Source organism: Streptomyces cellostaticus (assembly GCF_023630175.1).
GTDB classification, from domain to species: Bacteria; Actinomycetota; Actinomycetes; order Streptomycetales; family Streptomycetaceae; genus Streptomyces; species Streptomyces cellostaticus_A.
The window spans coordinates 118,805-137,834 of the sequence record NZ_JALLIN010000006.1 but is presented as its reverse complement, the minus strand read 5'-3'; the positions used below and the strand labels follow the sequence as shown (position 1 = coordinate 137,834).

23 protein-coding genes and 1 riboswitch are annotated in these 19,030 nt (G+C 72.4%); of the genes, 9 read left to right on the top strand and 14 right to left on the bottom strand.

Features of this window, described 5'->3' with window-relative positions:
* Window positions 1–89: 89 nt before the first annotated feature.
* Complete coding sequence (locus MXD57_RS05795; protein ID WP_250400196.1) at window positions 90–314, bottom strand: DUF397 domain-containing protein; 225 nt, start codon at window positions 312–314, stop codon at window positions 90–92.
* Window positions 315–323: 9 nt separating this feature from the next.
* Window positions 324–1,184, bottom strand: a complete 861-nt coding sequence (locus MXD57_RS05790; protein ID WP_250400195.1) for a helix-turn-helix domain-containing protein — start codon at window positions 1,182–1,184, stop codon at window positions 324–326.
* A gap of 211 nt (window positions 1,185–1,395) precedes the next feature.
* Between MXD57_RS05790 and MXD57_RS05785 the strand changes: the two genes are divergently transcribed.
* Complete coding sequence (locus MXD57_RS05785) at window positions 1,396–1,854, top strand: ATP-binding protein (RefSeq protein WP_250400194.1); 459 nt, start codon at window positions 1,396–1,398, stop codon at window positions 1,852–1,854.
* A gap of 167 nt (window positions 1,855–2,021) precedes the next feature.
* On the opposite strand, the gene MXD57_RS05780 is transcribed toward MXD57_RS05785, so the two are convergent.
* The 3 genes from MXD57_RS05780 to MXD57_RS05770 form a co-directional block, all read right to left on the bottom strand.
* Window positions 2,022–2,495 carry a C40 family peptidase gene (locus MXD57_RS05780; RefSeq protein WP_250400193.1) on the bottom strand — a complete coding sequence of 158 codons (474 nt, stop codon included), beginning with the start codon at window positions 2,493–2,495 and terminating at the stop codon, window positions 2,022–2,024.
* A gap of 3 nt (window positions 2,496–2,498) precedes the next feature.
* A riboswitch (cyclic di-AMP (ydaO/yuaA leader) is annotated at window positions 2,499–2,628 on the bottom strand.
* Window positions 2,629–3,063: 435 nt separating this feature from the next.
* Window positions 3,064–3,372, bottom strand: a complete 309-nt coding sequence (locus MXD57_RS05775) for a hypothetical protein (protein WP_250400192.1) — start codon at window positions 3,370–3,372, stop codon at window positions 3,064–3,066.
* A gap of 7 nt (window positions 3,373–3,379) precedes the next feature.
* Window positions 3,380–4,018: an ATP-dependent Clp protease proteolytic subunit gene (locus tag MXD57_RS05770; protein ID WP_250400191.1), complete on the bottom strand. Its 639-nt coding sequence runs from the start codon at window positions 4,016–4,018 to the stop codon at window positions 3,380–3,382.
* Between the two features lie 86 nt (window positions 4,019–4,104).
* On the opposite strand from MXD57_RS05770, the gene MXD57_RS05765 reads away from it, so the two are divergent.
* From MXD57_RS05765 to MXD57_RS05735, 7 genes are all read left to right on the top strand, one after another.
* A complete protein-coding gene (locus MXD57_RS05765; protein ID WP_250400190.1) occupies window positions 4,105–4,383 on the top strand; it encodes a type II toxin-antitoxin system Phd/YefM family antitoxin in 279 nt (92 codons plus the stop codon).
* Window positions 4,384–4,691: 308 nt separating this feature from the next.
* Window positions 4,692–4,994 (top strand): urease subunit gamma, encoded by a 303-nt coding sequence (locus MXD57_RS05760; RefSeq protein ID WP_250400189.1) that lies wholly within the window; start codon window positions 4,692–4,694, stop codon window positions 4,992–4,994.
* Window positions 4,995–5,005: 11 nt separating this feature from the next.
* Entirely contained in the window at window positions 5,006–5,317 is a 312-nt protein-coding gene (locus tag MXD57_RS05755) for an urease subunit beta (protein WP_250400188.1), read from the top strand.
* Window positions 5,310–7,031 (top strand): urease subunit alpha, encoded by a 1,722-nt coding sequence (locus MXD57_RS05750; protein ID WP_250400187.1) that lies wholly within the window; start codon window positions 5,310–5,312, stop codon window positions 7,029–7,031. The genes MXD57_RS05755 and MXD57_RS05750 overlap by 8 nt, the downstream gene beginning before the upstream one ends.
* Window positions 7,031–7,705, top strand: a complete 675-nt coding sequence (locus MXD57_RS05745) for an urease accessory protein UreF (RefSeq protein WP_250400186.1) — start codon at window positions 7,031–7,033, stop codon at window positions 7,703–7,705. The genes MXD57_RS05750 and MXD57_RS05745 overlap by 1 nt, the downstream gene beginning before the upstream one ends.
* A gap of 83 nt (window positions 7,706–7,788) precedes the next feature.
* Window positions 7,789–8,466 (top strand): urease accessory protein UreG, encoded by a 678-nt coding sequence (ureG, locus tag MXD57_RS05740; protein WP_250400185.1) that lies wholly within the window; start codon window positions 7,789–7,791, stop codon window positions 8,464–8,466.
* Entirely contained in the window at window positions 8,463–9,221 is a 759-nt protein-coding gene (locus MXD57_RS05735) for an urease accessory protein UreD (protein WP_374114658.1), read from the top strand. The genes ureG and MXD57_RS05735 overlap by 4 nt, the downstream gene beginning before the upstream one ends.
* 617 nt (window positions 9,222–9,838) lie before the next feature.
* Here the strand turns inward: MXD57_RS05735 and MXD57_RS05730 are convergent.
* From MXD57_RS05730 to MXD57_RS05715, 4 genes are all read right to left on the bottom strand, one after another.
* The gene (locus MXD57_RS05730) at window positions 9,839–10,867 is read right to left on the bottom strand and encodes an NAD-dependent epimerase/dehydratase family protein (RefSeq protein WP_250400183.1); all 1,029 of its coding nucleotides are present in this window, start codon (window positions 10,865–10,867) and stop codon (window positions 9,839–9,841) included.
* Window positions 10,868–10,925: 58 nt separating this feature from the next.
* Complete coding sequence (locus MXD57_RS05725) at window positions 10,926–11,645, bottom strand: lysophospholipid acyltransferase family protein (RefSeq protein ID WP_250400182.1); 720 nt, start codon at window positions 11,643–11,645, stop codon at window positions 10,926–10,928.
* A 491-nt stretch (window positions 11,646–12,136) separates the two neighbouring features.
* The gene (locus tag MXD57_RS05720) at window positions 12,137–13,240 is read right to left on the bottom strand and encodes a sensor histidine kinase (protein WP_250400252.1); all 1,104 of its coding nucleotides are present in this window, start codon (window positions 13,238–13,240) and stop codon (window positions 12,137–12,139) included.
* A 5-nt stretch (window positions 13,241–13,245) separates the two neighbouring features.
* On the bottom strand, window positions 13,246–13,899 hold the full coding sequence (locus MXD57_RS05715; RefSeq protein WP_250400251.1) for a response regulator: 654 nt from the start codon (window positions 13,897–13,899) through the stop codon (window positions 13,246–13,248).
* Window positions 13,900–14,148: 249 nt separating this feature from the next.
* Here MXD57_RS05715 and MXD57_RS05710 point away from each other — a divergent pair, with 249 nt between their 5' ends.
* Window positions 14,149–14,865, top strand: coding sequence for a histidine phosphatase family protein (locus MXD57_RS05710; protein ID WP_250400181.1), 717 nt, complete (start codon window positions 14,149–14,151; stop codon window positions 14,863–14,865).
* A gap of 198 nt (window positions 14,866–15,063) precedes the next feature.
* Here MXD57_RS05710 and rocD read toward each other — a convergent pair whose 3' ends face one another.
* The 5 genes from rocD to MXD57_RS05685 all read right to left on the bottom strand — a co-directional run bounded on the left by rocD (window position 15,064) and on the right by MXD57_RS05685 (window position 18,963).
* Window positions 15,064–16,281, bottom strand: a complete 1,218-nt coding sequence (gene rocD / locus MXD57_RS05705) for an ornithine--oxo-acid transaminase (RefSeq protein ID WP_250400180.1) — start codon at window positions 16,279–16,281, stop codon at window positions 15,064–15,066.
* The gene (gene ddaH, locus MXD57_RS05700; protein ID WP_250400179.1) at window positions 16,281–17,090 is read right to left on the bottom strand and encodes a dimethylargininase; all 810 of its coding nucleotides are present in this window, start codon (window positions 17,088–17,090) and stop codon (window positions 16,281–16,283) included. The genes rocD and ddaH overlap by 1 nt, the downstream gene beginning before the upstream one ends.
* A gap of 164 nt (window positions 17,091–17,254) precedes the next feature.
* Window positions 17,255–17,740 (bottom strand): Lrp/AsnC family transcriptional regulator, encoded by a 486-nt coding sequence (locus tag MXD57_RS05695; protein ID WP_250400178.1) that lies wholly within the window; start codon window positions 17,738–17,740, stop codon window positions 17,255–17,257.
* 33 nt (window positions 17,741–17,773) lie between these two features.
* Window positions 17,774–17,941, bottom strand: coding sequence for a hypothetical protein (locus MXD57_RS05690; protein ID WP_101372805.1), 168 nt, complete (start codon window positions 17,939–17,941; stop codon window positions 17,774–17,776).
* Window positions 17,942–18,012: 71 nt separating this feature from the next.
* Window positions 18,013–18,963: a cytochrome c oxidase assembly protein gene (locus tag MXD57_RS05685; RefSeq protein WP_250400177.1), complete on the bottom strand. Its 951-nt coding sequence runs from the start codon at window positions 18,961–18,963 to the stop codon at window positions 18,013–18,015.
* Between the last annotated feature and the right edge of the window lie 67 nt (window positions 18,964–19,030).

The following is a 19,030-nucleotide window of genomic DNA, read 5'->3' as shown; positions in this document are numbered from 1 at the left end:
CGTGACACGGCCGCACATCCGGCGAAGTGATCGGGTCTGATCGGTAGGGGTCGGCCCGCCGACCGGTTGTCAGGTCGGGTTCGACCCGGTCACCGGAGCGTGGCGACGAAGCCCGCCCAGCTCCCGGGGGAGAAGAGCAGCGCGGGTCGGGCCGGGGCCTTGGAGTCGCGCACGGCGAGCAGTCCGGCCCACGGGCCGGAGCGCGGCCGGGCCGTCTCCACGCAGTTGTTCGCTCCGGTGCTGTGGCTGCTGCGCAGCCACAGCACGTCGTGCAGGTCGGTACTGGCTGGGACGTTCCGAGGCAGAGCTGTCATGGTGCCTCCTTACGCGCCGTCACCTATCCCGGCGATGTAGTCCAACGATTCCTCGGGTGAAAGGGCGTGGAACTGAAGGGTGTCGAAGGCCTCGGCGTAGGCCATGAGGTCTTCTTTCCGTTCCAGATAGAGGCTACTCGTCAACTGGTCGAGAACAACCACGTCCAGATCAGAAGTGCTCGGAAATGAGAAGATAACGAAAGGCCCGGTGAGGCCGACATGCGCCCCCGCCGTGAACGGCAGGACCTGGAGCCGTACTTGGGGCAGCCGTGCGGCCTCCACCAGCCGCTCCAGTTGCCGCGCCATCACCTCGGGGCCACCCACCTCGCGCCTGAGCACCGCCTCGTCCAGTACCGCGGTCAGCTCCAGCGGCGGTTCGGACCGGAGCACGTCCTGCCTCGCCAGCCGCACCTCCACCAGGGCGTCCAGCCGTTCCTCGGCCACCCCCTCCACCGCCGCCCGGGTCACCGCGCGAGCGTATTCGGACGTCTGCAGCAGGCCGGGAACCACCGTGGTCTCCAGGGTGCGCATCCGGCTCGCCTGCGACTCCAGGCTGATGAAGTCGCGGTAGGTCGGCGGCAGGACGCCCCGGTAGGCGTGCCACCAGCGGTTGCGTCCGCCCGTGTCCGCCGATCCGCTCAACATCAGCAGCATGTCGCGCAGTTGCCGGTCCCGGACGTCGTAGGCGTCGAGGAGCAACCGCACGTCGGCCGGTCTCACCCCGCTGGCGCCGGTCTCGATGCGGCTCACCTTCGACTGGTGCCAGCCCACCAGCAGGGCCGCCTCGCCACTGGTGAGCCCGGCCCCGGTGCGCAGCGCGCGCAGTTCGGCACCCAGCTTGCGGCGCCGCACCGCGGGACCGTTCTGCATGGGAACTCCTTACTCCTCCCGGGCCGCCCGGATACGGTCTCGCGTCGCAGAGTTCACCGCTTCGGGCGACAGATATATGCATATCTTGGTGGATCGCTCCCCCGACCGGCCCGGTGATGGCAGTCTGGCGAAGAAGCACCAGTGCGGGACCGTACTCGAACCATCCGCCCTTCGTCGGACTGCGGTCCCGTGGGAAAGGGACGACGTCGCCATGGCAGACCACCTGGAAGCATCCGTCACTCTGCCGAGCGATCCCGCCTCGGTCTCCGCGGCCCGGTCCTACGTGGTGGCCACCCTGGTGGAGTGGGGCCTGCCGTCCGACACCGACGCGGCCGACACCGTGCGGCTCATCGTCTCCGAACTCGCCACCAACGCCGTTCAGCACACCTTGGGCCAGTCACCCACCTTCACGGTCGACATCGCGCTGGACCGTGACGAGCACCTGCGCATCGGTGTCACGGACAGCCATCCGCGCTTTCCGAAGAGACTGCCCGCCGCCGTACAGCAGGACAACGGGCGCGGCATGGTCATCATTCGCTGGCTCACCGCAGAGGCCGGCGGCAGACTCCGCGTCCGCCCCACCCGCGAGGGCGGCAAGACGGTGTCGATCGAACTGCCGTGGACCCACCGGGGCGAGCACCTGACGGCGGCCGGGCAGCAGGAACCCTGAGGGCGCCGGGGCCGCGGCCCCCGCCCGGCCGCCACGGCGGCGATCACGCGGCCGGACGCGGCTGCGCCGCCCCGGGGCCGCCGCACGCTGCGGGCGGGCGCCGGGACGGCGCCGACGATCAGGAGGAGCCGGCTCTGCTGCTGGAGCGGCTCAGGGGCCGGACGGGGTCAGCTCACCCGGCCGTACCAGACGCTCCGCGTCCAGATCTTCTCGAGCCGCACCACGGCCCCGGTCTTCGGGGCGTGCCAGATCTTGCCCTTCCCGGCGTAGATGCCGACGTGGTAGACGCTGGATCCGGAATGGAAGAAGACCAGGTCACCGGCCTTGCGGTGGCCGGCGGAGATGTGGTGGGTCCTGTTGTACTGCTGGGCCGCCGTACGCGGGAGCTTCTTGCCCGCCCTCTTGAACGAGTAGAGCGTCAGACCCGAGCAGTCGAACCGGCGCGGACCGGTTGCCCCGTACTGGTAGGGGGAGCCCTTCTTGGAGGCGGCGATGTGCAGGGCCTTCGCCGCCATGGTGGCGGCCGAGGCCTCGCCGGCCAGGCCGGGCACGGCGATGGAGCCGCTCACCGCGGCAAGCGTAAGAGCCGAGGCCGTACCTGCTCGGGCCATCATCGACGGGACACGATTCAGCGCAGTCATGCGCAACCCTTCGTCAGCCGCCTGTGAAGGATGACCTGTCGGATTCGGGCTGGCGAAGTTGCCCGGCCGCGTTGCCGCGGCTTCACCCCAAGGGCTGCTCGGCACGACCGTCCGTCTGCGACGAACGTCCGTCCCGGCGACCCGTCTTGCCTGGGTCCTCCACTCCTGCCGATCCACTCCTGTCGACCGGTCATCCGGGCGGCGGCAGGACTCGGCGTCCGCACGGATCGCCCCACCGCGGTGGCGGGGGCTTGTCGTCAGACAGGGATCTTCACTCACAGGTGTCCGAAAATCCCAACGGAACCGAGGATTTGTGGCGTTACTCACCACTCACCCGTTCGGGTGGACAGTGCTCTGTTCGAGGCACCGTCAACTTCCGCGCGTAGCTCCGGACCTGGGGCGAAGCACCGCCACGTGGATCCCGGCCGGGCCGATCGCGCAAGTCGGGGAGTCGGAAAAAAGGCCCGGAGATACGCCGGCCGGGGGTCCGTCGTTCGGGTCGTTTCAACTCCGCGCCGGGCGGACCGTCGACGGCGAGGTCCACCCGGCGCGGCACTCGGCGTCCGGGTCAGCCCACGCAGTCGGGCGGGAGCACGACGCGCGCGGTGCGGCGCTCACCGTCGAGCACCCGCAGGGCCCGTGCCAGCGTGTCCCCGTGCAGCTCCGTCTCGCCCCGCCGGTGCATCAGGGCGAGCGCGTCGCGCAGCTCGGCCGCCTTGCGCACCAGGGCCTGCGCCGCGCGCAGCCCGCTGTAGGTGTCTCCCGGCCGCGCCGGGTTGATCCGGCCCAGCAGGTCGGCCGCCTCCAGATAACGGTCGATCAGCTCGCCCTCGGCCCTGGTCAGCGCGGGCAGCGGTGGAAGCTCCGGCGGCAGCATCGGCGGGTCACTCCGCCCGCTCGGCGCCGGGGCCGGCCCCGCGGCTCGGGACCACGCCGTCCACCAGGCCGTACGCCAGCGCACCCGGCGCGTCCAGCACCAGGTCCCGCTCCAGGTCCTGGCCGACCTGCTCCGGCGTGCGCCCGGTGTGCCGGACGAGCATCCCCTCCATCAGCGCCCGTGTCCGGTTCAGCTCCCCGGCCCGGATGAGGAGGTCGCTCGGCTGTCCCCGGGCGGGCTCGGGCAGCGCGGGCTGCTCGAGCACCACCCGCGCCCCGGGCAGGATGAAGCGACGGCCCGGGGCGCCGGCCGCGAGCAGGACCGCCGCGGTGCCGGCGGCCTGGCCCAGGCAGTAGGTCTCCACGTCGCAGCCGACGTAGCGCATCGTGTCGTACACGGCCGTCATGGCGTCGAAGGAGCCGCCCGGGCAGTTGAGGTACAGCGTGATGCGCCGGTCCGGCGCGGCGTGTTCGAGGTGCATGAACTGGGTGATCACATCGGTCGCCGCGGTGTCGTCCAGGGGGGTTCCGAGGAAGACGATCCGGCTCTCGAAGAGCTTCGAGTGGGGATCGAGCGTGCGGTGCCCACCCGTACTCGCACGCTCGGTGAACTCGGGCAGGACGTGACGGGCTGACGGTCGTGCCATGGACGTACCCCTCCTCACGGCGAGACCTCCGGCGGCCTCGCTTCTGTACAAAATGTACAGGAAGTACGTGACGTTATGATGGGGGCATGGCCTACGAGATTCCGGTGACGCAAGCCAGGGCTGAGTTCGCCGACCTGATCAACCGGGTGGTGTACGGCGGTGAGCGCGTCGTCGTGACCCGGCACGGCAAGCCCCTCGTCGCCCTGGTCTCGGCCGTCGACCTCGAACGCCTCGACGCCCTCGAGGAGGTGGCCGAGGAGGGGATCGCCGGCTCCGTCTCCCAGGTGCGGGAGCCCGCGCCGGCGGCCCGGGAGCGGCAGCGCTTCGGTATCGCCGCCGAGCACCGCGGGCCCGGCGTCTCCTGAGGGCTTTCCGGGGCCACGCCGCGGACGCGTGCCGCCGCTCGTCCGCGGCCCGATCCGCCGGGTGCCGGGCGGTCCCCGCCCGGCACCCGTGCATGGGGGAGTCCATCGAGGCGTCATGGGTCGGCCAAGGGCTGGTTAACGTCGCTGAAACTCCGGCGAACTAGCCTGCCGATCCACGCCACCAGGGGTTTTTCTGCCCGCGTTGATCACCATCGGGGCAATTTGTCTGTGTGTTACATCTGTCCCCGTCGCGGTGGCTGCGGCAACCGGACCCCGCACGGTCCGGAGCGAGGACTGTGAGGTGGGACGTGCAACTGACCCCGCACGAGCAAGAGCGGCTGCTGATCCATGTGGCGGCCGACGTGGCCGAGAGGCGCCGGGGCCGCGGACTGCGGCTGAACCACCCCGAGGCCATCGCCCTCATCACGTCGCACATCCTCGAGGGCGCGCGGGACGGCCGTACCGTCGCCGAGCTGATGTCGTCCGGTCGCAAGCTCCTCACCAGGGACGACGTCATGGACGGCATCCCGGAGATGATCCACGACGTCCAGGTCGAGGCCACTTTCCCGGACGGCACCAAGCTCGTCACCGTGCACGAGCCGATCGTCTGAGGGAGGGCGCGATGATTCCCGGAGAGATCCTGTTCGCGGACGGCCCCGTCGTCTGCAACGAGGGCCGCGAGGTCACCCGCCTCATCGTCCTCAACGCCGCCGACCGGCCGGTCCAGGTCGGCTCCCACTACCACTTCGCCGAGGCCAATCCCGGTCTGCGGTTCGACCGCGCCGCCGCGCACGGCAAGCGGCTGAACGTCGCCGCCGGCACCGCCGTGCGCTTCGAGCCGGGCATCCCCGTCGACGTGGAACTCGTGCCCCTGGCCGGCGCCCGGATCGTGCCCGGACTGCGCGGGGAGACCGGAGGTGCCCTGGATGCCTGAGATCTCCCGCGCCGCGTACACCGACCTGTTCGGCCCGACCACCGGCGACCGCATCCGCCTCGCCGACACCGACCTGCTGATCGAGATCGAGGAGGACCGCTGCGGCGGGCCCGGGCTCGCCGGGGACGAGGCGGTCTTCGGCGGCGGCAAGGTCATCCGCGAGTCCATGGGCCAGTCCCGGGCCACCCGCGCCGAGGGCACCCCCGACACCGTCATCACCGGGGTCGTCGTCATCGACCACTGGGGCATCGTCAAGGCCGACGTCGGCATCCGCGACGGCCGGATCACCGGTATCGGCAAGGCCGGCAACCCGGACACCATGGACGGCGTCCACCCCGACCTGGTGATCGGTCCGGAGACCGAGGTCATCGCGGGCAACGGGCGGATCCTCACGGCGGGCGCCATCGACGCCCACGTGCATTTCATCTGCCCGCAGATCGCCGACGAGGCGCTGGCCGCGGGCATCACCACCCTGGTCGGCGGCGGCACCGGCCCCGCCGAGGGCTCGAAGGCGACCACCGTGACGCCCGGCCCCTGGCACCTGGCCCGGATGCTCGCGGCGATGGAGCAGTACCCGCTCAACATCGGCCTGCTGGGCAAGGGCAACACGGTCTCGCACGAGGCGATGCTCTCCCAGATCCGCGGCGGTGCCCTGGGGCTCAAACTGCACGAGGACTGGGGCTCCACCCCGGCCGTCATCGACGCCTCCCTCACCGTGGCCGACCGGACCGGCATCCAGGTCGCGATCCACACCGACACCCTGAACGAGGCCGGGTTCGTCGGCGACACGCTCGCCGCGATCGCCGGACGGGGCATCCACGCCTACCACACCGAGGGCGCGGGCGGCGGGCACGCGCCGGACATCATGACGGTCGTCTCCGAGCCGCACGTGCTGCCCAGCTCGACGAACCCGACCCGGCCCTTCACCGTCAACACCGCCGAGGAACACCTCGACATGCTGATGGTCTGCCACCACCTGAACCCGGCGGTCCCGGAGGACCTGGCCTTCGCCGAGTCCCGCATCCGGCCGTCCACCATCGGTGCCGAGGACGTCCTGCACGACCTGGGGGCGATCTCCATCATCTCCTCGGACTCGCAGGCCATGGGCCGGGTCGGCGAGGTCGTCCTGCGCACCTGGCAGACCGCCCATGTCATGAAGCGGCGGCGCGGCGCGCTGCCCGGCGACGACCGGGCGGACAACCACCGGGTCCGGCGCTACGTCGCCAAGTACACGATCAATCCGGCGCTCGCCCAGGGGCTGGCCCGGGAGATCGGGTCGGTGGAGACCGGCAAGCTGGCCGACCTGGTGCTGTGGGAGCCCGCGTTCTTCGGTGTCAAGCCGCTCCTCGTCATCAAGGGCGGCCAGATCGCGTACGCCCAGATGGGCGACGCCAACGCCTCCATCCCCACCCCGCAGCCGGTCCTGCCCCGGCCGATGTACGGGGCGATCGGACGGGCTCCGGCCGGGAACTCGTTCAACTTCGTGGCACCGCTCGCCGTCGAGGACGGGCTGCCGGAGCGCCTCGGGCTCGGCAAGCGGTTCGTCGCCATCGAATCGACGCGGTCGGTCACCAAGGCCGACATGCGGGAGAACGACGCGCGACCGCGGGTGCGGGTCGACCCGGACAGTTTCGCCGTGCACATCGACGGTGAGCTGGTCGAGGCGGTACCGGCCGCCGAACTGCCCATGGCCCAACGCTACTTCCTCTTCTGATGACCAGGGCAGCACTGCTCGTCCTGGCCGACGGCCGGTTCCCCGCCGGAGGGCACGCGCACTCGGGCGGGGCGGAGGCCGCCGTCAAGGCGGGACGGATCAGCTCCGCCGCAGACCTGGAGGACTTCTGCCGCGGGCGGCTGCACACCGCCGGGCTGGTCGCGGGCGCGCTCGCGGCGGCCGCCGTGCTGGGTCTCGAGCCGCGGGAGCTGGACGCGGCCGCGGACGCCCGCACGCCGTCACCCGCCTTGCGAGCGACCGCACGGCGGCTGGGGCGGCAGTTGCTCCGGGCCGCCCGGACCTGCTGGCCCTGCGAGGAACTCGACCTGCTGGCCCGGGAGTTCCCCAAGGGCGCGCACCAGCCGGTCGTGCTCGGCCTGGCCGCCCGGGCCGCCGGTCTCGAACCCGCGGACGCGGCGCACTGCGCGGTGTACGAGAGCGTCAGCGGGCCGGCGACTGCGGCGGTGCGGCTGCTGAGCCTCGACCCGTTCGACGCGACCGGGGTGCTGGCGCGACTGGCACCGGAGCTGGACCGGGTCGTGGACCGGGCGGTGGCCGCCGCGCGGAGCGTGCCCGACGACGGGGTCGACGCGCTGCCGGCCGGGTCGGGACCGCTGCTCGAGGCCGGTGCCGAGTGGCACGCGGCCTGGCCCGTGCGGCTGTTCGCGTCCTGAGGAACCCTCACCCCCCGCCATGACACCTGCCGCCCACCGGGGACACCACCCCTGGGCCAAGGCATCCCAGACAGGAGCCGTTCATGCACCTCGACCACACCCACCACGGCCCCGCCGCCGTGAGCGCCGACGCCCACCGTCCCGACGGCGCCCGGCGCGCCCTGCGCATCGGGCTCGGCGGTCCCGTCGGGTCCGGGAAGACCGCCACCGTCGCCGCGCTCTGCCGGGCCCTGCGCGAGGAGCTGTCCCTGGCCGTCGTCACCAACGACATCTACACCCGTGAGGACGCCGAGTTCCTGCTCCGGGAGGCCGTGCTGCCGCCCGAGCGGATCACGGCCGTGGAGACGGGTGCCTGCCCGCACACCGCGATCCGCGACGACATCTCCGCCAACCTCGAGGCGGTGGAGGACCTGGAGGACGCGGTCGGGCCACTGGACCTCATCCTCGTGGAGTCCGGCGGGGACAACCTCACCGCCACCTTCTCCAGAGGACTCGTCGACGCGCAGATCTTCGTCATCGACGTGGCCGGCGGCGACGACATCCCGCGCAAGGGCGGACCCGGCGTCACCACCGCCGACCTGCTCGTCGTCAACAAGACCGACCTGGCGCCGTACGTCGGTTCCGACCTGGCGGGGATGGCCGCCGACGCCAAGGCGCAGCGGGCCGAACTCCCGGTGATCCTGCAGTCGTTGCGAGGCGACTCGGGAGTCTCGGACGTGGCCGCGTGGGTGCGGGGACGGCTGGCCGCGTGGACGGCGTGACGGCGGCCGGGGTCCGGGCGCGGGCGCGGATCGTCGCGCGGGGCGACGGACGGGGCGGCACCGCCCTGCCCGTGCTGGACGGTGCGGGTCCGCTCGCTCTGCGCCGGGTCCGGGCCCGGGGCGACGAGGCACGGGTGATGGTCGTCGGCGCGATGAGCGGCCCGCTCGGCGGCGACCACCTCCGGCTGCGCGCCGAGGTGGCCGAGGGCGCCCGGCTGCACGTCGGTTCGGCCGCCGCCACGATCGCGTTGCCCGGCCAGCACAAGGGTGAGGCGCGGTACGACGTGGAGCTCGACGTGGCCGGGGGCGCTGAGCTCAACTGGCTGCCGGAGCAGCTCATCTCCGCGGACGGCAGCGACCTGCGCGTCCGCACCCGGGCCGAACTCGCCCCCGGAGCACGGCTCGTGCTGCGTGAGGAGCAGGTGCTCGGGCGGGCCGGGGAGGAACCGGGACGGCTGACCAGCCGTCTCACCGTGCGGCTGGCCGGCCGGACCCTGCTGGACCAGGAGCTGAGCTGCGGGCCCGGAGCACCGGGCGGCTGGGACGGCCCCGCAGTCCTCGGCGGACACCGGTCCCTGGGGCAACTGATCGTGGTACGGCCCGAGTTCGCGGAGGCGCCGCCCGCAGCGCGCTCCCTGGGGGAGTGCGCCGCGCTGATGCCGCTCGCCGGACCGGCGGTGCTCGTCAGCGCCCTCGCCCCCGACGCGCTCAGGCTGCGGCGGCTGCTCGACGAAGCGCTCGCCCTGCTCGGCTAGTGCTGTGACCGGAAGAGTCTGCCGGAAGGCTCGCGGCGTCCGGTGCGGTGCAGCGCAAGGCGGAGCGTACGTCCGCGTACTGGACGTACTCGGGTGATGCGAAAACGCGGCGAGGTGCCGTGCCGGGCGCCGCGAGCCGGTGAACCTCTCCGGTCGCAGCACCAGGGCCTGTCGCGAGAGCTTCCCGCCTGCCCCGCGACGCCCGGCACGCACACGCGCCGCACCGGGTGCAAGCCCGAGTACGTCCCGTACGAGGGCCCGCACCCGGCACACCGGGAGCACGCACCGGACACCGCGCGGCCCGCCCTGCGGGCGGACGACGGGACTTTCGCAACAGGCCCTGGCCGTCCCGCTCAGGAGACGGATCGATCCGTTCATCGGATCGGCAAGGAAGACCGGCCCCCTGTTCCCGGGGGCCGCACAGCCGTGAGGATCCCGTCGCGAAACGCGGGTTCCCACGGTATGACGAGCCAGGTCGACCCCTGCGTCAGCGAGCGGGTCGACGCCTGCCTCGTCGACGGCGAGCTGGACGCCGCGGACGTGACCCGCGCGCCGCACGCGACGTAACCGGCGGCGGTACGCACGAGGGGCGACCGGGATGCCCGGCCGCCCCTTCGTCACGCCCGCGGCAGCCAGGCGTCCTCGGCCTCGTAGTCGAAGGCACCGGGGTAGGCCCGCGCCATGAGCGGGAAGCGTTCCCGCCAGTCCCCCTCGCGCAGCGCACCGGTCAGCCACTCCACCGTCCCCGGCAGGCTGTCCGGGTACGACACCACCGGCCGGTAGCCCAACTCCCGTTCGGCGGCGCACATGTCGAAGACCACCGGCAGCGGCACCGACCACGGTCCACCGCCCACCGTCCCGCCGGGCGGTGGACCGTCCAACAGCGTCGTCTCCGTCTCCACGCCCATGACCGTGTCGATCGCCGCCCCGATCTCCGCCGCGGTCGGCGCCTCGCCGTCACAGGCGTTGAGCACCCGGGACCCCGGCCGGGCCGCCGCCAGCCTGACCAGCTCCGCGACGTTCCGGGCGCTCGCCGGGTGGAAGCGGCTCTCCCCGCGGTGGGCGAGCACCCGACGGCGCCTGCCGTCCAGGTTCCGCTTCACGAAGTACAGCTCGCGGGGGAGCGGGCTGTGCGGACCGTGCACCGCGCCCGCGCGCAGCACCGTCGTCGGCAACTCCGCTCCGGCGAGACGCAGTTCAAGCTCCAGGGCCGCCTTGCGGGTGGAGTAGGTCGCCGCGCCCGGTGCCACCAGCGGCTGGGACTCGGGTACCGGCACCGGATACACCGGGAAGCCGTCCGGCTCGGCGGTGGTGTCGAATCCCCGCCCCGTGCCGTCCTCGTAGACCGACACGCTGGACACCACGACCGCGGCGCCGATCCGGTCCGCGAGCGAGGTCAACTGGCGTGCGTGCGAGGCGTCGTACGCCACCACGTCGACCACGAGGTCGCAGCCGTCGCCGACCACGGCGGCGAGCGCGCCGTCGTCGGCCCGGTCCAGCCGTGCCACCCGCACCCCGGTGTCCCACGCGTCGTCCCGGCCGCCGCCCCGCGAGGCGGCCGTCACCTCCCAGCCGTCCCGTGCCAGCGCCGCCACCACCGGACGGCCGATCTGCCCGCTCGCCCCGATCACCACTGCCCTCTTCATGCGGCGAGGCTAGGCGCGGGACAGGCCCTCGCACGAGCCGTTCTGCCGAGGGCAGAGGTCAGCCGAGCGGCGTCCGGGGGAACCTGCGTTCCTTCCTCGCGTCCGCCTGCTCCGCCTTGACGACGGCCGCGTACCGGTCGACGTACTCCTGCTCGGACAGCGAGAGGATCGCGTACATGATCTCGTCGGTGACGGCCCGCAGCACGGCCTTCTCCTTCTCCATCCCGGCGTAGCGGGAGAAGTCCAGCGGCTCACCGAAGCGGATCGTGACGCGGCGCACCCGGGGGACGACCTTGCCCGGCGGCTGCGCCTCGAAGGTGCCGATCATCGCGCAGGGCACGACCGGCACTCCGGCCCTCAGCGCCATGACCGCTACCCCGACCTTGCCCTTGTACAGCCGGCCGTCGTGCGACCGGGTCCCCTCCGGGTAGATGCCGAGCAGCTCGCCCCGGCCGAGCACCCCGAGCCCCTCGCGGATCGCGGCCTGCCCCGCCTCCTTGCCCGAGCGGTCCACCGGGATCTGCCCGGCGCTGCGGAAGAAGAACGCGGTCAGCCGGCCCTTGAGCCCCGGTCCGGTGAAGTACTCGGCCTTCGCGAGGAAGGTGATGCGCCGCTTCAGGATCGCCGGCATCAGGAAATGGTCCGAGAACGACAGGTGGTTCCCCGCGACGATCGCCGGACCCGAGGCCGGCACATGTTCGAGCCCCTCGATCCGGGGCCGGAAGACCAGCCTGAGCAAGGGGCCCAGAAGGACGTACTTGAGCAGGTAGTAGAACAAGGGGTCGCTCCTCACTCCTGGCGGACTGGCTCAACCACCGCGTTCCCCCACGTCATTCGGCCTGCCGTGGGATGTCAGTGTAGGTGCAGGCACGGCCGTCGGCACCGGTGCGGACCGTGTCGGATCCGGTCCTGACCGGCTGCCCCGAACAGGTGCCGGCCGAACACCGCAGGGCCGCCGGCGGCCCACCGGCCGCCCGGGCCGTCCGGCGCGGGGCGCGGCGGAGCCGCCCGGCCGGAACCCGGCCGCCGAACCCGGCGAGCGCGCCGGCGCGACCCTCGGCGCGGAGGCGGGAGCGGTGCTCCGGGAGCCGCTGGACCGCGCCACCGCCCAGCTCCGTGAGCCGGGCCTGCCCGGCCCCGAGGATCGCGCCCGCACCATCCCCGCCTGCCAGGGCGGGTCGCTCATGGCCGGCGCCCGGTGCGCCCCGGACGCCGTGAGCCGTGAGGGCGGCCGGCCGCAGCACCGGCCGGCCTCCCCCCTCCCGGCGCTCAGGGCCCGCCCGTCGCGGGCAGCTCCAGCCGCAGCTCGTAGCCGCCGTCCGTCGTCGGTCCGGAGGTGATGGTCCCCCCGAGGAGCGAGGCGCGCTGGCCGAGGCTGACGAGACCGTAGTGCGAGCTGGGCAGGGGGAGTCCGGGGCGGGTCGGCGCGGAGTTCGTCACCGTCACCCGCACGGTGCCGTCCTGGTGGCCGAGGCAGACGGTCGCGGCGGCGCCGGGGGCGTGCTTGCGGATGTTGGTCAGGGCCTCCTGGACGGTGCGGTAGACCGCGCGCTGCACGGTCGGCGGCAGGTCCTCCGGCAGATCCATGCGCAGTTTGGTCTCGATGCCGCTGCCCGCGACGAGCTGCTGGAGGTCAGCCAGCGACGGCTGCGGGGTCAGCTCGGTCGGGCGGCCCCCCGAGGCCCGCAGGACGTTGACCATGTGCCGCAGCTCGTCCAGGGTCTGGACGCTCAGCCGCCGGATCGTGGCCGCCGCCTCCTTGGCCTCCGGGTCCCGGCTGCCGACCTGCAGCGCCCCCGCCCGTACCGCGATCAGGCTGACCTGGTGGGAGACCACGTCGTGCATCTCGCGGGCGAGCTGGGCACGTTCCTTGGACAGCGCGGCCTGGGCGGTCAGCAGTTGCTCGTGGTCGCGCGCCTCGGAGATCTCGGTGAGCCGCAGCGACAGATCGCGCCGGGTCTGGACGAGCCGGCCGAGGAACACGGGAGCGGCGGCCATCGCCGCGGTGTAGGTCAGGGTGATCAGGGTCGAGGTGCCCAGCAGGTCTATCGCCGGCGACGGCCATCGGGTGACGTCGCTGAACGTGAAGGCGAGGGCGCACAGGAAGAGCAGGACCCGGCGCCGGGTGAGCGAGGCGAGGGTGTACAGCGCGGCCAGCGCCGCGAAGACGGCGTCGGAGAGCAGGACGGAGGGCAGGGTGAGCAGGAACGTCAGCAGCGGCAGGCGGCGGCGCAGCAGCAGCGCGAAGGCGGCCACCAGGGCGAAGGTCATGCGCAGCGGTTCGTCGCTGTCGAAGTGCACCCAGACGTCGAACAGCGAGCAGACGACGAGGGCGGCGTCGATCAGCGGTGCGGGCGGGCGGCGGGGTGTCATCCGTGTCATGCCTCCCCCTTCTCCAGAAGCCCGGCCCGCTGGGCGAGCAGGGCGGCCTGGACACGGCCGCCCACCTCCAGTTTGGTCAGGATGGCGCTCACATGGTCCTTGACCGTCCCGGTGCTCAGGTGCATCCGGGCGGCGATGTCACCGTTGGACAGCCCCTCGGCGACCAGGAGCAGCACATGGCGCTCACGCTCGGTGAGCCGTTCGAGGGTGCGGGCGGCGGCCTCCTGGGAACCGGCCCCCAGGAAGCCGTCCACGACCGTCCGGGTCACCTTGGACGACAGGACGGTGCCGCCGCCGGCCAGGGCCCGCACCAGGAAGGGCAGCTCCTCGGGGTCGGTGTCCTTGAGCAGGAAGCCCGCCGCGCCCGAGCGCAGGGCCGTCTCCACGTACTCGTCCATGTCGAACGTGGTGAGCATGGCCACGACCGGGGGGTGCGGCAGCCGGCGGATCTCCGCCAGGAGGGTCAGTCCGTCCACGTCCGGCATGCGGATGTCCAGCAGCACGACGTCCGGCACCGTCTCCCGCACGGCGGGCAGCGCCTGGCCGCCGGGCACCGCCGCCACGACCTCTATGTTGTCCGCCGCGTCGAGGATGTGCTGGAAGCCCGTGCGGATGAGGGCCTCGTCGTCGACCACCAGTACCCGGATCACCTGTGCTCCACTCACTGCCGGATTCCAGTCTGGTCCGTACCGCGCCGAGCGGCGCGCCGTGGCCGCGCGGCGGCGGACCCGGCCGGGCGGCGGAGCGGTCCCAGCCGGTCGGCGGGGCCGTTTTGGACATCCGCCGGATGGTCGCGGCCGGTGGCGGCCACGGACCCTGGTACGCACGGGGCCGGAGCAGGCCCGCGCCGCGTCTCCCCCGACCGGGAGCCGTGCCGGTGCACGAAGGAGGTCAGCCGCATGACGATCCGCCTCACGTTCCTGAGCACGAGCGGCGGGGAACCGACCCCCGGCACCCGTTTCGGTGACGCTCCACCGACCGCACGCGAACTGGGTGAGGCGCGCGCCGCCCGAGCCGACCTCCCTTCCCACACCCGGGCCGTGCGCGCACCGTCCCTGCGCTGCCGGCGGACCGCCGAGGCACTGGGTCTGTCGGCTGCCTGCGAGCCCGCGCTGCGCGACCTCGACCCCGGCGCGTGGCGCGGCCGCACGGTGGACGAGATCGCCGGGACGGACCCCCACGCCTTCACCACCTGGCTGACGGATCCGGACGCCGCACCGCACGGCGGTGAGTCGGTACGCCGGTTCTGCCGGCGCACCGCGGACTGGCTCGACGCGATCGCCGACGAGCCGGGCCATGTGCTGGCCGTCACCGAACCGGCCCTCGTGCGGGCCGCGCTCGTGCACGCCCTGGCCGCGCCGGCGAGAGCGTTCTGGCGTCTCGACGTGCCGACCCTGACCCCGGTGTCCCTCACCTGGCAGCGCGGTCACTGGGATGTCGGTGTCGGCTCCGCCGCCTTCGGGGCAACCCGGCGATTCACCGTGATCCACCGGGACCCGCACCGGAACGCCCCCCTGCGGGCCGCCCACGTCCCCGTTCCGTCCGCGCAGGCGTGGACCGACGCCCCGCGGTACCCCCGGGTGGACGGAGCCGACTACGCCTCCGCGCGGCCCTAGGCGTGCTGGGGCATGACTTCGGTGACAGCCGGCTGATCGGGGCCGGGGTCGCGCGAGTTCCGTCGCCGCTCGCGCCACCCGGCCCCGTACGATGTCCGCGATGCCCAGCTCCGGGAGACGGAGCGGATCCTGGACGGGAGCTGACGTGCAGGGGGTCCGGTACCCGGTACACGTACCGGGTACCGGACCCCTGTCACCTCAGCCCAGCACCTTCTCCAGGGAGCCCAGTGCCGAGCGCAGCTCCTCGGGGGTGATGGTCAGCGGGGGAGCCAGCCGGATCGTGGAGCCGTGGGTGTCCTTGACCAGGACGCCCTCCCGCATGAGCCGCTCGCTGATCTCACGGCCGGTGCCGATCGCCGGGTCGACGTCCACGCCCGCCCACAGCCCGCGCGCACGGAACCCGGTCACGCCCCGGCCGACCAGGTCGGTCAGGCCGCCGCGCAGGACCAGGCCCAGCTCGGCCGCCCGCCGCTGGTACTCACCCGTCTCCAGCAGTCCGACGACCGCACTGCCGACCGCCGCGGCCAGCGGGTTGCCGCCGAAGGTGGAGCCGTGCTCGCCCGGGTGCAGCACGCCCAGCACCTCGCGCCTCGCCACCACCGCCGACACCGGCACGATGCCACCGCCCAGCGCCTTGCCCAGCAGCAGCACGTCGGGGACGACGCCCTCGTGCTCGACGGCGAGGGTGCGGCCGGTCCGGCCGAGGCCCGACTGGATCTCGTCCGCGATGAACAGGCAGCCCTTGCGGCGGGTCAGCTCACGGACACCGGTCAGATAGCCCTCGTCCGGGATGACGACCCCGGCCTCGCCCTGGATCGGCTCGATCAGCACGGCGGCCGTCGTCTCGTCGACCGCCGCCTCCAGCGCGGCCAGGTCGTTGTACGGCACGATCCTGAATCCGGGCGTGAAGGGGCCGAAGCCCGCCCGGGCCGATTCGTCCGTGGAGAAACTCACGATCGTGGTCGTGCGGCCGTGGAAGTTCTCCGCCGCCACCACGACGGTCGCCCGGTCGGCGGGGACGCCCTTCACGTCGTACGCCCACTTGCGGGCCACCTTGATGCCGCTCTCCACCGCCTCGGCACCCGTGTTCATGGGCAGCACCATGTCGAGCCCGGTCAGCGCGGCGAGCCGCTCCGCGAACCCGGCCAGCCGGTCGTTGTGGAAGGCGCGGGAGGTCAGGGTCAGCCGGTCGAGCTGCTGGTGCGCGGCCTCGATCAGCTCCGGGTGGCGGTGGCCGAAGTTGAGGGCCGAGTAGCCGGCCAGCATGTCGAGGTAGCGGCGCCCCTCGACGTCCTCGACCCAGGTGCCCTCGGCCCGGGCCACGACCACGGGCAGGGGGTGGTAGTTGTGCGCGAGGACCGGCTCCTCCGCCCGGATCAGGTCCTCGGACGTACGGGTGCGGGCGGGTGCGGTCATCAGCGGATCTCCTGGGTGCAGCACTTGATGCCACCGCCGGCCTTGTGGAACTCCGACAGGTCGACGGGGACGGGGACGTAGCCGTGGTCGGCCAGGCGCTCGGCCAGCGCCTCGGCCCGGGGGGCGATGAAGACGTGCCGGCCGTCGGACACGGAGTTCAGGCCGAACGCCATCGCGTCGTCACGGGTGGCGAGAACGGCGTCCGGGTACAGGCGCCGCAGCACCTCCCGGCTGCCCGGGGAGAACGCCTCCGGGTAGTAGGCGATGTTGTCGTCGTCCAGCACGAACAGCGCCGTGTCCAGGTGGTAGAAGTAGGGATCGACCAGCGTCAGGCCGATCACCGGGTGGCCGAGGAACTCCTGCGCCTCCCGATGGGCCTCGCGGGTGGTGCGGAAGCCGGTGCCGGCCAGCACGTACCGGCCCGTCCACACCAGGTCGCCCTCACCCTCGGTGACGGACTCGGGGCGGTGGACGTCGAACCCGGCCGCCTTGAACCAGGTGTCGTAGTGGACCGACTCCGGGCGCCGCTCCGGCGCGTGGAACAGGGACCCGAAGACCCGTCCGCCGACCACGAGCGCGGCGTTGGCGGAGAAGACCATGTCGGGCAGGCCCGGGACCGGATCGACCGCGTCCACGGTGTGGCCGCGGGTGCGGTAGGCGCCGATCAGGGCCTGCCACTGCTCCCGGGCCAGGTCCACGTCGACCGGCCTGTCGGGATGCATCCACGGATTGATCGCGTACTGCACGGCGAAGTGTCTGGGTTCGCAGACGAGGAAGCGCCGATGGCGCGGCACACGGCTCTCGGGCACAGAGGGTTCCCTCCGCTTTCCTGTGTGTCACTGAAGGATGACACCACGGTAGGAAACAGCGGAGACGGACGACAAGAAACAAAGACTGCGCGCATATGCAGCATCACTGCGTTCAGGTCGGCAGGAACGCATCATCGCTGCGCGGAGAAGGGTTTGCCGCGCGCTCACTCCGGTGCGGGCTGCGTCGCGCCCGCCTCCGGGCTCTCCGGGAGCAGGTGGGAGAGCACCATCACGCTGATCGTCTTCCGGATGAAGGGCTCGGCGCGGATCCGCTCCAGCACCTCCTCGAAGTGCTCCACGTCCCGTGCCCGTACGTGCAGCAGCGCGTCCGCCGCGCCGGTCACCGTCATGGCCGCCGCGATCTCCGGATGGTTGCGGACGACCTCCGTCAGGCGCCGCGGCGGGGCCGCGCCCTCGCAGTACACCTCGACGTACGCCTCGGTGCGCCAGCCCAGCGCAAAGGGCCGCACGGTCGCCGTGAACCCGGTGATCACCCCGCTCTCGCGCAGCCGGTCCACGCGGCGCTTGACGGCCGTGGACGACAGCCCGATCACCGCGCCGATCTCGGCGAAGCTGGTCCTGGCGTTCGCCATCAGCGCGGTGATGATCTTCCGGTCGAGGTCGTCGAACGACGCGGCCCTGCTGTTCATGCGGGCACTGTAATCAGCCGCCCGCGAGCGGGCCTACGACTGGGTGACGACCATCGCGAGTGTCAGCAGCCCGAGGACCACCCAGCCGAACCACAGCCAGCCGTTGCTGCCGAGCGCGACGGTGTAGGCCGTCACGACGACGAGCCCGCCGACCGTCATCGCCCCCATCGCCTTGGTGGAACCGTTCGTGGAACCGGGCATCGTGGCACCCTCCTCGTGGTCCGTCCACCACCATGGTGCCCCGGTTCCCGTCCGGAAGGCATACCGCGTCCTCAGCCCTCGCGCGCGTGGAGCGAGGCCAGGTAGGCGTTGTACGCCTCCAGCTCCTTGTCGCCGTTGCGGTCCGCGGCCCGGTCCGTGCGCCTGGCCTGCCGCTGCTCGGAGCCGTACCACTGGAACAGCAGCGCGATCAGCACCAGCACGGACGGGACCTCGGAGAACGCCCAGGCGATGCCGCCGGCCGCGTTCTGGTCGGCGAGCGCGTCGATGCCGAGCGAGGCGGGCGGGTCCCGGAAGGTCGCCACCATCGGTGTGGACCCCATCATCAGCGCGATGCCGAAGAAGGCGTGGAACGGCATGCCCGCGAACAGCTCCAGCATCCGGAGCAGGTACCCCTGGCGGTGCGGTCCCGGATCCACGCCGATGATGGGCCAGAAGAACACCATGCCCACCGCGAGGAAGTGCACCATCATCGCGATGTGCCCGGCCATCGACCCCATCAGGAAGTCGAACAGCGGCGTGAAGTAGAGGGCGTACAGACTCGCGATGAAGAGGGGGATGGTGAACATGGGGTGCGTGACGACCCGCACGTACCGGCTGTGGAGCAGCATCAGCAGCAGTTCCCGGGGACCCTTGCGGCCCCGGGGGGCCACCGGCAGGCTGCGCAGGGCCAGGGTGACCGGAGCGCCCAGCAGGATCAGGATCGGGGAGAGCATGCTGATGATCATGTGCTGCACCATGTGCACGCTGAACATGACCATTCCGTAGTCGTTCAGTCCGGTGCACATCGTCAGCAGCACGGTCAGCACCCCGGTGACGTAGAGCACCGTCCGGTGCGCCGGCCAGGAGTCCCCGCGCCGCCGCAGGCGCACGACACCCCATCCGTACAGGGCCAGCCCGGCCAGGCAGGCGACGAGGAAGAACGGCTCGGCCGACCAGTGCAGGCCCCGCGCCAGCGTGAACGGCGGCAGGTCCATCGTCATGCCGTGGCCGCTGTGATCCATCCGCGGGCTCCTGATTCGTGGGGGTTGTATGCGTCTGTCCGCCCACAAGAGTAGAACCGCCCCCGGT